This is a genomic window from Shinella agrisoli, from assembly GCF_046557955.1.
Classification (GTDB): domain Bacteria; phylum Pseudomonadota; class Alphaproteobacteria; order Rhizobiales; family Rhizobiaceae; genus Shinella.
This window is the reverse complement of record NZ_JBJIEP010000003.1, coordinates 128,136-142,813: the sequence shown is the minus strand read 5'-3', so window position 1 is coordinate 142,813 and position 14,678 is coordinate 128,136. Positions and strand designations below refer to the sequence as shown.

14 protein-coding genes are annotated in these 14,678 nt (G+C 67.0%); 9 read left to right on the top strand and 5 right to left on the bottom strand.

Going from position 1 to position 14,678, the window contains the following annotated elements:
- Positions 1-3: 3 nt before the first annotated feature.
- The 5 genes from ACIIOY_RS03495 (at position 4) to lpxK (ending at position 4,490) form a co-directional block, all read left to right on the top strand.
- Positions 4-810, top strand: a complete 807-nt coding sequence (locus ACIIOY_RS03495; protein WP_411033235.1) for a 3'(2'),5'-bisphosphate nucleotidase CysQ — start codon at positions 4-6, stop codon at positions 808-810.
- 114 nt (positions 811-924) lie between these two features.
- A complete protein-coding gene (locus ACIIOY_RS03490) occupies positions 925-1,161 on the top strand; it encodes a DUF4170 domain-containing protein (protein ID WP_411033234.1) in 237 nt (78 codons plus the stop codon).
- Positions 1,162-1,265: 104 nt separating this feature from the next.
- The gene (gene waaA / locus ACIIOY_RS03485) at positions 1,266-2,579 is read left to right on the top strand and encodes a lipid IV(A) 3-deoxy-D-manno-octulosonic acid transferase (protein WP_411033233.1); all 1,314 of its coding nucleotides are present in this window, start codon (positions 1,266-1,268) and stop codon (positions 2,577-2,579) included.
- A gap of 11 nt (positions 2,580-2,590) precedes the next feature.
- Positions 2,591-3,325, top strand: a complete 735-nt coding sequence (locus ACIIOY_RS03480) for an HAD family hydrolase (protein WP_411033232.1) — start codon at positions 2,591-2,593, stop codon at positions 3,323-3,325.
- Between the two features lie 106 nt (positions 3,326-3,431).
- A complete protein-coding gene (gene lpxK, locus ACIIOY_RS03475) occupies positions 3,432-4,490 on the top strand; it encodes a tetraacyldisaccharide 4'-kinase (protein ID WP_411033231.1) in 1,059 nt (352 codons plus the stop codon).
- 115 nt (positions 4,491-4,605) lie between these two features.
- Here the strand turns inward: lpxK and ACIIOY_RS03470 are convergent, their stop codons facing one another.
- Together ACIIOY_RS03470 and mutL are read right to left on the bottom strand one after the other, a co-directional pair.
- Entirely contained in the window at positions 4,606-4,839 is a 234-nt protein-coding gene (locus tag ACIIOY_RS03470) for a DUF2093 domain-containing protein (protein WP_411033349.1), read from the bottom strand.
- Between the two features lie 109 nt (positions 4,840-4,948).
- On the bottom strand, positions 4,949-6,748 hold the full coding sequence (mutL, locus tag ACIIOY_RS03465) for a DNA mismatch repair endonuclease MutL (RefSeq protein WP_411033230.1): 1,800 nt from the start codon (positions 6,746-6,748) through the stop codon (positions 4,949-4,951).
- 264 nt (positions 6,749-7,012) lie between these two features.
- Here mutL and ACIIOY_RS03460 point away from each other — a divergent pair, with 264 nt between their 5' ends.
- The 3 genes from ACIIOY_RS03460 to ACIIOY_RS03450 all read left to right on the top strand — a co-directional run bounded on the left by ACIIOY_RS03460 (position 7,013) and on the right by ACIIOY_RS03450 (position 10,700).
- Entirely contained in the window at positions 7,013-8,752 is a 1,740-nt protein-coding gene (locus ACIIOY_RS03460; protein WP_411033229.1) for a response regulator, read from the top strand.
- 140 nt (positions 8,753-8,892) lie between these two features.
- Complete coding sequence (locus ACIIOY_RS03455; RefSeq protein WP_411033228.1) at positions 8,893-10,248, top strand: putative bifunctional diguanylate cyclase/phosphodiesterase; 1,356 nt, start codon at positions 8,893-8,895, stop codon at positions 10,246-10,248.
- Positions 10,249-10,364: 116 nt separating this feature from the next.
- Positions 10,365-10,700: a PilZ domain-containing protein gene (locus tag ACIIOY_RS03450; RefSeq protein WP_411033227.1), complete on the top strand. Its 336-nt coding sequence runs from the start codon at positions 10,365-10,367 to the stop codon at positions 10,698-10,700.
- Positions 10,701-10,809: 109 nt separating this feature from the next.
- Here the strand turns inward: ACIIOY_RS03450 and ACIIOY_RS03445 are convergent, their stop codons facing one another.
- Together ACIIOY_RS03445 and ACIIOY_RS03440 are read right to left on the bottom strand one after the other, a co-directional pair.
- Positions 10,810-11,115, bottom strand: a complete 306-nt coding sequence (locus tag ACIIOY_RS03445) for a hypothetical protein (protein WP_411033226.1) — start codon at positions 11,113-11,115, stop codon at positions 10,810-10,812.
- An 86-nt stretch (positions 11,116-11,201) separates the two neighbouring features.
- Positions 11,202-12,134 carry a LysR substrate-binding domain-containing protein gene (locus ACIIOY_RS03440; RefSeq protein WP_411033225.1) on the bottom strand — a complete coding sequence of 311 codons (933 nt, stop codon included), beginning with the start codon at positions 12,132-12,134 and terminating at the stop codon, positions 11,202-11,204.
- 88 nt (positions 12,135-12,222) lie between these two features.
- Here ACIIOY_RS03440 and ACIIOY_RS03435 point away from each other — a divergent pair, with 88 nt between their 5' ends.
- On the top strand, positions 12,223-13,773 hold the full coding sequence (locus tag ACIIOY_RS03435) for a trimethylamine methyltransferase family protein (RefSeq protein WP_411033224.1): 1,551 nt from the start codon (positions 12,223-12,225) through the stop codon (positions 13,771-13,773).
- A gap of 91 nt (positions 13,774-13,864) precedes the next feature.
- On the opposite strand, the gene ACIIOY_RS03430 is transcribed toward ACIIOY_RS03435, so the two are convergent.
- The gene (locus tag ACIIOY_RS03430; protein ID WP_411033223.1) at positions 13,865-14,572 is read right to left on the bottom strand and encodes a PRC-barrel domain-containing protein; all 708 of its coding nucleotides are present in this window, start codon (positions 14,570-14,572) and stop codon (positions 13,865-13,867) included.
- Positions 14,573-14,678 lie beyond the last annotated feature (106 nt).

Genomic DNA, 14,678 nt, shown 5'->3' with positions numbered 1-14,678 from the left:
GCCATGCCCAGCCCCGCCTCCGCCTGGACCGCCGATCTCGATCTTCTCGTCGGCGCCGCGCGGCTTGCGGGCGCCCGGGCGCTCGATTTCTTCCGCAAGGGGCCGGACGTCTGGTGGAAGAACGGCGGCCGCTCGCCGGTGAGCGCGGCCGATTTCGCCGCCAACGACATCCTCAAGAAGGAGCTGCTCTCCGCCCGGCCGAACTACGGCTGGCTGTCGGAGGAGACGGACGACGACGCCGGCCGGCTCGATTGCGAGACGGTCTTCGTCATCGACCCGATCGACGGCACGCGCGCCTTCATCGCCGGCAAGGACATCTGGTGCGTCAGCGCCGCCGTGGTGCACGGGGGCCGCCCGGTCGCCGGCGTACTCTTCGCCCCCTCGCTCGACGAGCTCTTCACCGCGGCGCTGGACAGGCCGGCGCTGAAGAACGGCCAGCCGATCGCCGCGACCGGGCCGGATGCGGCGCGCCCGATGCGCATGGCAGCGCCCGAGGACATGGCGCACGGCATCGACCGCCACATGTCGGGCGGCGTGCACCGCATCTCGCATGTGCCCTCGCTCGCCTATCGCCTCGCCATGGTGGCGGACGGACGCATCGATGCCACTTTGGTGAAGCGCAATTCGCACGATTGGGACCTGGCGGCGGCCGACCTCATCCTGTCGCGGGCCGGCGGCTCGCTCGTGACGCTCGACGGCAAGCCGCTTTCCTACAACCGGCCGACCGTCAGCCACGAGACGCTGTGCGCGGCCGGCCTGTCCCGGCTTTCAGGGCTTGTGGAGGCTTCCCGGCACCTCGCCGACCATTGACCTTTCATGCGGAATACCGCAAACCGTCTGCCGGAATCGGCACAATGAAGCAACTGCTGAAAAAAGCGCAAACCGGTTTTCCGCCGGAGTTGCGAAAGAACAAAAGAGAGAGACATGACCGACTCGATCGAACCGAAACAGCTTCTCCATCTCGTGTTTGGCGGCGAACTGAAGACCCTCAAGGACGTCCAGTTCCGCGACCTCGACAATCTCGACATCGTCGGAATCTTTCCCGATTATGCCAGCGCGCTGACGGCCTGGAAGGCGAAGGCCCAGCAGACCGTCGACAATGCGCACATGCGCTACTTCATCGTGCACATGCACCGTCTCCTGGATCCGCAGCAGGACTGAGCGCCTTCCCCGCCACCGTCCCGCGCGGCCCGGCCGCGCCGGACAGAAAGACCGGCCTCCATGATCTTCGACACCTCCAACGCCGCCAGGAAGGTATTCCGCCGATGAGCAGACGGCTCGCCCGCGCCGCGCTTTCGCTCTACCGCTGGGGCGGCGTCGCGCTTTATCCGGTCGTCGGCCCCTATCTCGCGCTCCGTGCGGCCAAGGGCAAGGAGGAGCGGTCCCGCCGCCGCGAGCGCTACGGCATCGCGAGCGTCGAGCGCCCCGCGGGCCCCCTCGTGTGGTTCCATGCCGCGAGCGTCGGCGAGACCAATGCGATCGTGCCGCTGATCAAGGAAGTGCGCCGCCGCGGTATAGCCGTCGTGCTCACCACCGGCACCGTCACTTCCGCCAGGGTCGTCGAGAACCGCCTCGGCTCCGACGTCATCCATCAATACGTGCCGCTCGACCTAAAGCCGGCGGTCAGCCGCTTCCTCGAATACTGGCATCCCGACCTGGCCATCATGGCGGAGTCGGAAATCTGGCCGATGACCATTCTGGAGCTCGGCAGGCGCCACATCCCGCAGGTGCTGGTGAACGGCCGCATCTCGGACCGCTCCTTCCCGCGCTGGAAGCGCCGGCATGCCTTCGCCGACGCGCTCTTCGAGAACTTCGCGCTCGTCATCGCCCAGTCGGAGGTCGATGCCGACCGGTTCCGCACGCTCGGCGCCCTGCCGGTCATGGTATCCGGCAACCTCAAGGTCGACACCGATGCGCCGCCGGCCGACCCGGCCGTGCTGAAATCCTATCTCGACCAGATCGGGACGCGCCGCACTTGGGCGGCGATATCGACCTTCGAGGGCGAGGAGGCGGCGGCCGGCAACGTGCACCGGGTGCTGAAGGAGCGCACGGGACTGCTCACCATCATCGTGCCGCGCCATCCCGAGCGCGGCGACGCCATCGCCGACATGCTGACGGCCCGCGGCCTCAAGGTCGCCCGCCGCACGCTGGGCGATCCGCTGACGCCCGAGACGGACATCTTCCTCGGTGACACGATCGGCGAGATGGGGCTCTACCTGCGCATGACGGAGATCGCCTTCGTCGGCCGCTCGCTCTTCGCCGAGGGCGGGCAGAACCCGCTGGAACCGGCGATGCTCGGCTGCGCGATCCTGTCGGGCGCCAACGTGCAGAACTTCCGCGAGGCCTACCAGCAGCTCGCCCGCAGCGGCAGCGCCAAGATGGTGCGCGACGTCGAGATGCTGGCCAAGGGCGTGCACTATCTCCTGATGAACGACGAGACGCGCAAGCGCATGATCGAGGCGGGGCAGGAGACCGTGCAGGAGATGCGCGGCGCGCTGCGCGCCACGATCAAGGGGCTGGAGCCCTATATCAACCCGCTTACCGTCAAGGCGCGGCTCCATCCGCGCCAGACCTCCTGAAAGGACGGGACATGAGCAAGGCAGCGACCATCTCCGGCATCCTCTTCGACAAGGACGGAACGCTGCTCGACTATGCCAGGAGCTGGGTGCCGGTGAACTACGAGCTCGCCCGCATCGCCGCGGCGGGCGACGAGGCGCTTGCCCGCACGCTGCTCGTCGCGGGCGGCATGGACCCGGATACCGGCCACGTCACGCCGGACAGCCTGCTTGCCGCCGGCAACACGGTGGAGATCGCCGCGGGCATGGTCGCCGCCGGCTCGCCCTTTGCGGTCGAAGCGCTGACCGAGCATTTCGACGGCCTCTTCGCCAATTCCGCCGAGCTTGCCGTCGCCGTCACCGACCTAGCCGCCTTCTTCGCCGCCATGCACGCCCGCGGCTATCGGCTCGGCGTCGCCTCCAGCGACAACGAGGCCTCGATCCGTGCGACCGCCAGGCGCTTCGGCTTCGAGGGCTACCTGCACTATGTCGCGGGCTATGACAGCGGTTTCGGCGTGAAGCCCGAGCCCGGCATGGTGCTCGGCTTCTGCGCGGCGACCGGCCTCAAGCCGCACCAGGTCGCCGTCGTCGGCGACAACAACCACGACCTTCACATGGGCCGCAACGCCGGCGCCGGCCTCACCGTCGCCGTGCTGACGGGAACCGGCTCGCGGCAATCCCTGTCCGGGGCCTGCGACTATTGCCTCAACGACATCACCGAGCTCCTCCCGCTCTTTCCCGAGGCGGCCGCCGCCCGGCCGGCGGCGTGAGCACGCGCGTACGCCCCCTGAGGCCATTTCCCGCAGTTGATCTTCCTCGACTTTTCACGTTTCTTGGGGCCGCAGCGACCGGGCAGAAGCGCCCGCGGGGGATCGAATGGTAAGTGAAGCGCCGCCGTTCTGGTGGACGAAGCCGGACTGGCGGGCCTATGCGCTCTGGCCGGTCTCGCGCCTCTACGGCCTGATTGCCGGCCATCGCATGCGCAAGGGCCGCCGCGCCGAGGTGCCGGTGCCCGTCATCTGCGTCGGCAATTTCACGGTCGGCGGGGCCGGCAAGACGCCGACGGCGATCGCGCTCGCCCGCGCCGCCAAGGCGCGCGGGCTGAGGCCCGGTTTCCTCTCCCGCGGCTACAGCGGCTCGCTCGACGTGACGACCGTCGTCGATCCGCACCACCACCGCGCCCGCGCGGTGGGCGACGAACCGCTGCTGCTCGCCCGCGAGGCGCTAACCGTCATCTCGCGCAAGCGGGTGAAGGGCGCGCAGAAGCTGGTGGAGGAGGGCGCCGACCTCATCATCATGGACGACGGGTTCCAGAGCGCGCGGCTCGTCTTCGATTATGCGCTGCTGGTCATCGACACGCGCCGCGGCATCGGCAACGGCCATCTCGTGCCGGGCGGGCCGGTGCGCGCGCCGATATCCGAGCAGATGCGGCAGGCAAGCGCCCTGCTTGCGATCGGCGACGGCGATGCGGCCGACCGGCTGATCCGCCAGGCGGCGCGCGCCGGCAAGGCCATCCATCCGGCCACGCTCGTCACCGTCGCGGCGGGCGACCTCAAGGACCAGGCCGTCATGGCCTGGTCGGGCATCGCGGACAACGAAAAGTTCATCCGCACCGTCGACGAGACGGGCGCGCATCTCTACGTCACCCGCGGCTTCCCCGACCATCACCATCTCAGCGACGACGAGGTCGCGGACATCCTCGACCATGCCGAGGCGCACGGCTACCGGCTCGTCACCACGGCGAAGGACAGCGTGCGGCTCGCCGGCGGCCACGGCCGTTCGGAGGAACTGAGGGAAAAGAGCCGGGTGATCGAGGTGGAAATCCGCTTCGACGACCCGAAGGGACCGGACGCGATCATCGATGCGGCGATTGCGAATGCGAGGCGGCGCAGGCTGGCCGGAATCAGGAAGCAGCCAATGGGGACTAGCCAGTAGGCATTAGGCATTAGCCAATAGGGATTGACGCCCTCGCACCTTTCGGCAGCCTCTACTGCCTACTGCCTACTGCCTACTGCCTACTGCCTACTGCCTACTGCCTACTGCCTACTGCCTACTGCCTCTTCTGCCTCGGCAGCGCGCCCGCGCGCTTTTCCGCCTCCAGCGAGGCGGCGCAGCTGGCATAGGGCTCCTGCCGCGCAACGCTCCAGTAGCGCAGTTCGTCGACCGGGATCGTCTCGCCGGTCATCGCGCAGATGACATGGGAGCCAGGCATCAGGATCTGGAAATCGCCGTCGAGATAGCGGATCTTCGCTTCGCGGCTGCCGCGACCTTCAAAACGGTTCATCATCGACTTCAACATCCGTGTCATATGCCTGTCATGCCATATCGCGGCGACCGGCAAATATCCAGCATTTTCGCGGGTCTCCGCCCGGCGCGATCCTGCCGGAACCGCTTCAGCTCCTGCCGAACAGGCGCTCGATGTCGGAAAGCTTCAATTCGATGTAGGTGGGGCGCCCGTGGTTGCACTGGCCGGAGCCGGGTGTCGCCTCCATCTGGCGCAGGAGCGCGTTCATCTCCTCCGGCCGCATGCGCCGGCCGGAGCGCACCGAGCCGTGGCAGGCCATCGTCGCCGCCAGATATTCGAGCTTGGTCTTCAGCCCGCTCGCCGTGTCCCATTCCGCCAGTTCGTCGGCGAGCTGGCGGATGAGGCCGGCCGCGTCCATCTCGCCGAGCATGGCCGGCGTCTCGCGCACCGCCACCGCGCCGGGGCCGAAGCGCTCGATGGTGAGGCCGAGCTTGGCGAACTCCTCGGCATGCGAGACGAGCCGGTCGCAATCGTCCTCCGGCAGGTCGACGATCTCGGGGATCAGCAGCGCCTGCGCCGGAACCGGGCGCGAATGCAGCGCATTGCGCATGGCCTCGAAGACGAGCCTTTCGTGCGCCGCGTGCTGGTCGACGATCACCAGCCCGTCCTCGGTCTGCGCGACGATATAGTTCTCGTGCAGCTGCGCCCGCGCCGCGCCGAGCGGGTGGCGCTGCGGCGGCTCCTCTTCCCTTGCGGCGGCCGGCGGCGTGAAGGCCGGCTCGCTGCGCGCCGAGGGCGCGGCGAATTCGGCAAAGCCCGCCTGCCGCTCGCGGAACGGGGCGGGCGCCGCGGCCTCGAAGGGGCGATAGGGCGAGGCGGCGGGCGTCCACGGCGCGGAGGGCCGCGCCGCTTCCGGCCGGAAGGCGCGCATCAGCCCGGCGGCCCCGGTGGTGGAGGCCCGGTCGCCCTCGCGGGCAAGCGCCTCGCGGATCGCTCCCACGATGAGGCCGCGCACGAGGCCGGGATCGCGGAAGCGCACGTCGGATTTGGCCGGATGCACGTTGACGTCGACCAGCGCCGGGTCGATCTCGACGGCGAGCACGGCGACCGGATAGCGCCCGTGCGGGATGGTCTCGGCATAGGCGCCGCGCAGCGCCGACCAGACGAGCTTGTCCTGCACCGGCCGTCCGTTGACGAAGGCGAACTGGTTGAGGCTGTTGCCGCGGTTGAAGGTCGGCACGCCGGCAAAGCCGGTCAGCCGCACGCCCTCGCGCTCGGCGTCGATCTCGATGGCGTTGTCGCGGAAATCGCGCCCGAGCACCTGCGCGATGCGGGCGAGCCGGTCCGTGCCGGTCGCCGGGAACTCCAGCGTCGTGCGGTCGGAGCCGGACAGCACGAAGCGCACATGCGGAAAGGCGATCGCCATGCGCCGCACCACGTCGGAAATCGCCGAGGCCTCGGCCTTCTCGCTCTTGAGGAACTTGAGCCTCGCGGGCGTAGCGAAGAACAGGTCGCGCACCTCCACCACGGTGCCGCGGTTGGCGGCGGCCGGCCGGACCGGCTCCACCCTGCCGCCCGTCACGCTGATGATCGCGCCTTCGCCCGCCTCCGCCGTGCGGCTGAGCAGCGAGAGCTTCGCGACGGAGCCGATGGAGGGCAGCGCCTCGCCGCGGAAGCCGAGCGTGCGGATGTCGAGGAGGTCCTTGTCGAGCTTGGAGGTGCAGTGCCGGCGGATCGCCATTTCGAGGTCGGCCGGCGTCATGCCGCTGCCGTTGTCGGTGACGCGCAGGAGCGTCTTGCCGCCGCCGGCCGTGGCGATCTCGATGCGCGTCGCGCCGGCGTCCAGCGCGTTCTCGATCAGTTCCTTGGCAGCGCTTGCCGGCCGTTCGATCACTTCGCCGGCGGCGATCTGGTTGATGAGGGTTTCGGAAAGCTGCCTGATGGTCATGCGGCTATTTTCGCGGATTCGCCGGCCGCCCGCCAGTGGCAACTTGGCTTATCCCGCCCTCGTGCGCACCCGCGGGCCGGAATCGTTTAATCAGGCTTTAATAAAATGCTGCCAACGTGCCCTGGCGCTTGTATGAGCACAAGCCGGCCGGTCTCCCGGCGGACAATTTCAGCGTCGCTGGCCGCTGTCATTCCCCAAAGTCCAAGGTGCGCGAGCACCGATCAGCATGTTTCCGGGAATGCCAGACAGGCGAGGAATGCCACCATGAATGATGTAGCGTCGTCAGACGCGCACATCCGGCTGGGAATGTTCGAGGCCGCGTGCGATATCCTCGCCGCCGCCGTGATCGTCTACGACAGGGACGATTGCCTCGTCTTCGCCAGCCGCCAGGTTCTCCGCTATTTCCCGATTCCCGCCGACACGCTCAAGCCCGGCACGCGGCTGCGCGCCGTGCTCGGCGCCATCTTCGACAGCGGCGTGCGCTACGGCATCGCGCCCGAGCAGCGCCACAGGGCGGTGAACCGCGAGGAGTGGATCTCGAACCAGATTTCTGCGCATTGGCGCGAGCAGTACGACGCGATCGAGCGGCTCGGCCGCGACCGCTGGATCCATTTCCGCAAGCGCCGCCTGCCGAACGGCTACAACGTGACGACGCTCGTCGACGTGTCCGAGCAGAAGAAGCAGGAAGAGCAGTGGCGCTCGGATCTCGATCGCGTGGCGCTCACGGAGGAAATCCTCGAGACCCTGCCCTCGCCGGTGGTCATCAAGGACCGCAACCTCACCTATATCGCGGTGAACAAGGCCTTCTGCGCGATCTACAATGCCAATGCCGACGGCATTCTCGGCCGCACGGTCTGGGACCTTGCCGATGCGGAGAACGCCGAGCGCATCGAGCGCAGCGACCGCATGGTGCTGGAAACGGGCGAGCCCTTCACCCAGCCGGAACACGTCATCGGCGCCGACGGCTCCGATTTCTACGCCATCACCCGCAAGTACCGCATCGGCGCGCCGGGCCATCATGCCGTCGTGACGGTCATGGAGGACGTGACGGCGCTCGTGGCCGGCAACAGGGCGGTGTCGGACGAGGGGGATGCGTTCCTGCGGGTGCCGGGCGGCTTCGTGGAAGGGCAGAACTGCTTCGATCCCGTGCGCGACGCGGAACGCCGGCTGCTGCTGGAGCAGCTGGGCACCGAGGATGTGCGGGCGGCGGCCGGCAAGCGCATCCTCGTCGCCACGCCCAATCCGCGCATCGAGGACATCCTCGTCAGCGAGTTCAAGGCGCGCGGCGCCGATTGCTGCGCCGTCGCCAGCGTCGAGGAGCACGACGCCTTCCTTGCCCTTGCCGCCAGCCACGGGCTTTCGATCGACCTCGTCGTCATCGACGACAACCTGCCGGGCCACGAGGCCATCAGCGATAACGGCCGCGGCATCGCCACCCGGCTGATCGCGCCGGACGGCATCGGCCCGGATTTCATGCGCGTCCTCGTCGAGGAGCACGAGCTTTTGTCGCAGAACGCCTCGCCGCTCGGCGACATCGTCACGCCCGCCTCGCTTGTCGACGACTGGTACATCGCCACGGACATCACCACCATGCTGCCGGCGGCCATCGGCGACGTGGAAGTGCTCGTCGCCGAGGACAACCAGATCAACCAGTTCGTCTTCTCGCAGATCCTCGAAGGCATGGGCATCTCGCACCGCATCGCCGAGAACGGCGAGGAGGCGGTGATGCTCTGGCGCAAGCACCAGCCGCGCCTCGTGCTGATGGACATTTCCATGCCCGTGATGAACGGCATCGACGCGGCGAAGGAGATCCGGGAGGCCGAGAAGCTGACGGGAACCCATACGCCCATCGTCGCCGTCACCGCCCAGGCGCTCAACGTCGACATGCAGAACTGCATGGACGCCGGCATGGACGACTACATCACCAAGCCGGTCAGCCCCGACATGATCGAGGCCATCTACCGGCGCTATGCCGCCAGGGAACCGGAGAAATCTGTCGCATAAGTTGAGAAGGGGCGGTCAACTCCCCAGAAATGGGGAGGCTTGAGGGCAGGACTGACGATTGCTTGCTATGCATTTGTTAACGGTCATGCCTCATCGTGGAGCAATCGTCGGAGGTCGGGTACAAGTACGGGAAATCATTGATGAAGTCTGCTGATCATGCGGCGCTGGATGTTTCCCAGACTGACCTCCATGCCATGGCCTATACCGACCCGCTGACCGGGCTCGGCAACCTCTACCGCCTGCGCGACAAGGTGCGCCAGATCGCCAAGGAGCGCGAGGAGGACCCGGCTCCCTTCGCCATCGGCATCGCCAACCTCGACGGCTTTAAGCCCATCAACGACCTGTTCGGCCCGCGCGCCGGGGACGAGATCCTCTGCCAGGTCGCGCACCGGCTGAAGGCCTGCGTTCCGGACGGCGCGACCGTCACCCGCCACGGCGGCGACGAGTTCGCCTTCGTGCTGCCGCTCGTCTTCGAGCGCAAGGGCGCGGAGAAGATCGGCCAGATGCTGCGCGAGGTGCTGTCCGCCCCCTTCGACCTCGGCGACCGCAACGTGCGCCTTTCCGCCTCCTTCGGCTTCGCCATCTATCCCTTCGCCGGCGAGGATTTCACCGAGCTCCTGAAGAGCGCCGACACCGCGCTCTACCGCTCCAAGCGCCGCGGCCGCGGGCAGATCACCGTCTATTCGCAGGAGATCGCCCAGGAGATGAAGCGCGCCACGCAGCTCGAACAGGCGCTGCGCAACGCCATCATCGCCAACGAGGTGGACGTGCATTTCCAGCCGATCGTCAGCCTGCGCGACGACACGGTCGTCGGCTTCGAGGCGCTGGCGCGCTGGTGCGACGCCGATCTCGGCTATGTCTCGCCCGCCGTCTTCGTGCCGCTCGCCGAGGAGCGCGGCTTCATCGATGCCCTCTCCGACACGCTGCTGCGCAAGGCGGCGGAGGCGGCCCTGTCGTGGCCGAAGGAACTCTTCCTGTCCTTCAACCTCTCTTCGGCCCAGCTCATGGACCCGAAGACCGCCTTCAACACGCTGGCGATCCTCAACCGCGTCGGCCTCGATCCGCGCCGGCTGGAACTGGAGATCACCGAGACGGCGGTGATGACGGACGCCGATACGGCGCAGAAGATCGTCGGCGAACTGCGCGCCGCCGGCGTGCGCATCTCGCTCGACGATTTCGGCACCGGCCAGTCGAGCCTCGGGCGGCTGCGCGACTTCACCTTCGACAAGGTGAAGATCGACCGCGCCTTCGTCTCGCGCATCTCCAACGACAAGGCGTCCGAGCACATCATCAAGGCGATCGTCGCCATGTGCGAGGGGCTGGATCTGGCCGTCGTCGCCGAAGGCATCGAGGATTTCTCCGAGGCCTTGAAGCTGAAGGCGCTCGGCTGCGGCATGGGGCAGGGCTATTTCTACGGCAAGCCGGCGGACGCCGTCGCGACCATGCGCTTCCTCGCCGACCGCTACGTGGCCGTCGAAGGCCGGGCAGCGTCCTGAGCGGGACTGTCCCCAAACAAGCCAGTTCGCTAAAATTGTATGTTTCCGTTTAGCCGGGTTGCAAAGAACTCGCGCTATGGTTGGCCCCGTACAGCAATTCGTGAGGGGAGCCACGGATGACAACCATCAAGGATATGCCCGTCAGGGCGACCGATCGTTCCAAGGTGCGTATTTTCGCGACGGTGCGGGTGATGCACCAGACGAGCCGCGGCCGCGTGGTCGACCTGTCGCCCTCGGGCATGGCGATCGATCTGGAAAAGCCGATCCAGGTCATGCCGGGCCAGCTTGTGACCATCGAGAGCGAGGAGCTTGGCCGCCTCAGCGGCACGGTCCGCTGGTTCGGCAACGGCCGCCTCGGCATCCAGTACAAGCTGTCGACCAATGCGCTGGCGCAGATCACCTCCTATTTCCGCTTCTTCCACGAGGAGGTGCGGCCGGTCCTGCGGCGCTAGGACATTTCCGGCCGAAGCGGCGTCGCTTCGGCGTCGGGTAATGTGGCAAAACAAGAATCCAGAGAGATTTCGGTGGCTGGATTCCATCGGAATCTCTCCAGGCGCCGCCTCAGAGTTTCTTTTCGAGGACATCGACCCTTCGAGCAAGTCCGTCGACGCTTTCCTCGATGCGGGAGAGCGAATTCTCTATCGATGTGTGGATGTTCGCCAACGAGCCGCCGAGCTCCATTTTGACCATCAGTTCGAGATCGTCGCGAAGCTCCGTTTCTCTTCGCTCTATCCTTCTCGTCAGTTCGTAGGTCGCGTTGAGAAGCCGCATCATGTCCGCGGTCTCCCTTCGCAGGAGACGCAGCTCGTCCATCTGGATCTTTGCCTGCTTGGCAAGAAAATCGAGGCTTATCGCGTCCGCTGCCATTGCTCGTCTTCCTTCGAACCGCTTCTAATCTAAGCGCTCATCGGACAAAGCACAAATCCCCCTTGATTTGTGGCTGTCGACGCAACTCACGCGCCTCGTGTCCCGTCCCGGCTCAGCCGGCCTTCCTCTACCAGCCAGTCGCGCACGCGCCGGGCCGGGCCGTTGAGCTCGCGCGAGCGCGGCCAGACCACGTGAAAGGCGTCGTCCGTCTTCAGCGCGTGCCCGCCGACGGTGACGAGCGCGCCGGAGCGCACCTGCCCTTCGATGAGGTGCTGCCAGCCGAGCGCGACGCCTTCGCCCGCCAGCACCGCCTGGATCACCAGCACATAGTCGTTGATCGCGAGCCGCCGGGCCTGCGCGGGATAGCGCACGCCGGCGCTGGCGAACCATTCCGGCCAGTCGCAGGCCGCCCGCACCGGCTCCTCCAGATGGATGAGCGGCAGCTTCAGGAGCTCCTCCGGCGTCTTCGGATGTCCGCGGCTCTCCACGAAGGCAGGGCTCGCGACCGCCGTGACCACCTCCGGCGCGAGCAGCGCGGCATGGTAGCGCGGCCATTTCGCCGGATCGCCGCCGCGGATGGCGAGCGGTATCGGCTCCTCGTCGAGGTCGAGATCGCGCACGCTGGTCTGGATCCTGAGGTCGATGTCCGGCAGGTCGGCGCGAAGCTTGGCGAGCCGCGGCAGCATCCACATCGAGGCGAAGGCGGTGGAGGCGGCGAGCGTGACGTTCGCCTCGCGCCCCTTGGCGCGGATGTCCTCGGCCGATTTCTGGATGCGCGAAAGACCGAGCGTCACATCCGCGTGGAAGCGCTCGCCGGCATCGGTGAGCTCGACGGCGCGGTGGACGCGGTGGAAGAGCGAAACGCCGAGCTGTTCCTCGAGGTTGCGCACCGCATAGGAGACGGCGGCCTGCGTCATGCCGAGCTCACCCGCGGCGCGGGTGAAATTCTGGTGCCTTCCGGCGGCCTCGAAGATGATGAGGCTGGAGGCGGAGGGAAGCAGGCGGCGCAGGGTTTCCATAATTCGAGCTTATAGTGTCGAATAATTTTTTCCAGCGTTACAGCGGGGTTTTTCGCGCCTAGCCTCGTCGTGGATTATGGAGGCGAGCATGGGCGAGGCAGCGGCGATCGAGACACCGGCCCGGCGGGGCAGGGGCGCACGCCCGGCGCGGCGCGAGGGTGCGGCCAAGGCGATGGGCGTGCCCTATATCGTGCGCGGCATTCCGACCTATGACGTGCTCTCGGAGGAGAACCTGCAGAAGATCGAGCACGCGGCCGACCGCATCCTCGCCGAGGTCGGCATCGAGTTCCGCGACGACCCCGCCGCCATCGCCCACTGGAAGCGCGCCGGCGCGAAGGTGGAGGGCGATCTCGTGCGCTTCGAGCCCGGCATGCTGCGCGAGATCGTCGCCTCCGCGCCGAGCGAGTTCACGCAATATGCCCGCAACCCGGCCAACAATGTCCGGATCGGTGGAAAGAACGTCGTCTTCTCGCCCGCCTACGGTTCGCCCTTCGTCATGGACCTCGACAAGGGGCGGCGCTACGGCACGCTGGAGGATTTCCGCAATTTCATCAAGCTTGCCCAGTCGAGCCCCTGGCTGCACCATTCCGGCGGAACGATCTGCGAGCCGGTCGACATTCCGGTCAACAAGCGCCACCTCGACATGGTCTACAGCCATATCAGATATTCCGATCGTCCCTTCATGGGGTCGATCACGGCGGAGGAGCGCGCGGAGGATTCCATCGAGATGGCGCGCATCCTGTTCGGCGCCGGTTTCGTCGACGAAAACTGCGTCATCCTCGGCAATGTCAACGTCAACTCGCCGCTCGTGTGGGACGGCACCATGACGAAGTCGCTGCGCGCCTATGCCCGCGCCAACCAGGCCGCCGTCATCGTGCCCTTCATCCTCGGCGGCGCCATGGGGCCGGTGACGAATGCCGGCGCCATCGCCCAGTCCTTCGCCGAGACGCTGGCCGGCTGCGCGCTCACCCAGCTCGAAAGGAAGGGCGCGCCGGTCATCTTCGGCAATTTCCTCTCCTCCATGTCGCTGCGCTCCGGCTCGCCCACCTTCGGCACGCCGGAGCCCGCCATCGGCTCCATGGTCGTCGGCCAGCTCGCCCGCCGGCTCGGCTTGCCCCTGCGCTGCGCCGGCAATTTCTCCAATTCCAAGCTGCCGGACGGCCAGGCCATGCAGGAAGGGCTCATGTCCATGCTGTCGGCCGTGCATTGCGGCGCGAACTTCATCCTGCATTCGGCCGGCTTCCTCGACGGCCTGCTCTCCATGTCCTACGAGAAGTTCGTCATGGACGCCGACCTCTGCGGCGCGCTGCATTCCTACCTCGCCGGCGTCACCGTCGACGACAACACGCTCGCCATGGACGCCTTCCTGGAGGTCGGCCCCGGCAGCCACTTCCTCGGCTGCGGCCACACGATGCGCAACTACCAGACGGCGTTCTGGGATTCCGCGCTCTCCGACAACGAGCCCTTCGAGAAATGGAGCGAGGAGTGCGGTTCGACGGACATGGCAGCCCGCGCGAACCGCCAGTGGAAGAAGACGCTTGCCGAATACGAAGCCCCGCCCCTCGATGCCGCCGTCGACGAGGCGCTTTGCGACTACATGGACCGCAAGAAGTCGGCCATGGCCGACGCCTGGTACTAGCGTTTCCACCGCCACTCACCGCGCGGACGTGAAAAAGCCCGGCGGCGCAGGGAGTGCCACCGGGCTCAAGGAGGTCAGGAAACCTGCCGGATTATTCGGCCGGCTCGGTCGTCGTGGGCATCGTGCCCGTGGTGGTCGTCGACGAGGTCGTCGAGCTGTCGACCGGGGTGTTGGCCTGGCGTTCGGCGACCTGCTGCGCCTTGGTCTTGAATTCCGGCGCAGCCTGCAGGCTTTCGGCCGTTTCGGTGGTCGTCAGCTTGACGTCATCCGAGTCGGGAACCTGCGTGATCGAGATCTTGTCGAACGGGACGGCCACCCACTTCTCGCCGATGCCCAGGAAGCCGCCGACACCGATGATGGCTGCGGTGATGCCGCCATCCTTTTCCATGATCAGGTCGGAGATCTTGCCGATACTTTCGTCGGCGCTGTTGTAGACCGCCTGGCCGATATAGGTGTTGGCGCTGATCTGCTCGTCCGACTGGGCCGTCAGATAGTCACCGCCGGCGGCCGGTGCCTGGGCGGTATCCTCGCTCGGCGTTGCCGGGGTCTGAGCCGTATCTTCGGGTGCCGTGCCGGTCTCCGGCGTCTGGGCCGTATCCTGGGTCGGAGTCGTGCCCGGCGTGGCTGCCGTGTCGTCCGGGGTCGTGCCCGTGGCTGCGTCACCGGTCGTGCCCGGCTGCTGTTCGATGGTCTGGCCACCGGCCGGCTGGTTGGTGTCCTGCGCATAAGCTGCCGGAGCAAGAGCCGCGCCCAGGAAAACTGCACCAGCGGCAACGGAAGTAAGAAGTTTGTTCGTCATCGTAAACCTGCCTTTCGTCTCGTTGGCATCAAGGCGCGGCGGAGGTCTTGGAAGGACCTGTCCGCACCGGCTGATGCACAAGGAACGACGACCCCCGGCTTTGGTT